General features: G+C 65.8%; 1 protein-coding gene. It reads left to right on the top strand.

The features are described 5' to 3' along the window. A partial coding sequence (locus tag A5695_RS19140) for a class I SAM-dependent methyltransferase (protein ID WP_068085603.1) occupies positions 1-591 on the top strand: 591 nt, incomplete at both ends.

The following is a 591-nucleotide window of genomic DNA, read 5'->3' as shown; positions in this document are numbered from 1 at the left end:
GACATCGGCTGCGGCTGGGGCGCGACCATGCGCCGGGCCATCGAGAAGTACGACGTGAACGTCGTGGGGTTGACGTTGTCGGAGAACCAGGCCGAGCACGTGCAGAAGACGTTCGACGAGATGGACACCCCCCGCACCCGACGGGTGCTGTTGGAGGGTTGGGAGAAGTTCCACGAGCCCGTCGACCGCATCGTCTCCATCGGCGCCTTCGAGCACTTCGGCCGCCAGCGCTACGGCCGCTTCTTCAAGATGGCCTACGAGGCGCTGCCATCCGACGGGGTCATGTTGCTGCACACCATCGTTCGCCCGTCCTTCAAGGAGGCCAGGGCGCGAGGCATGGGGCTGACCCACGAGATCGTGCACTTCTCGCAGTTCATCCTGACCGAAATCTTCCCCGGGGGCTGGCTCCCGACCCCCCAGACCGTCGGGGAGTACGCCGTCACGGCCGGCTTCGAGCTGACCCGGGTGCACTCGCTGCAGCTGCACTACGCGCGGACCCTGGAAACGTGGGCGGCCGCCCTCGAGTCGAACCGCGAAAAGGCGATCGCCATCCAGTCGCAAGAGGTCTACGACCGCTACATGAAGTACCTG

This window comes from Mycobacterium sp. E1747 (assembly GCF_001667775.1).
GTDB lineage: Bacteria > Actinomycetota > Actinomycetes > Mycobacteriales > Mycobacteriaceae > Mycobacterium.
This window is presented reverse-complemented; position numbering and strand designations above follow the sequence as displayed.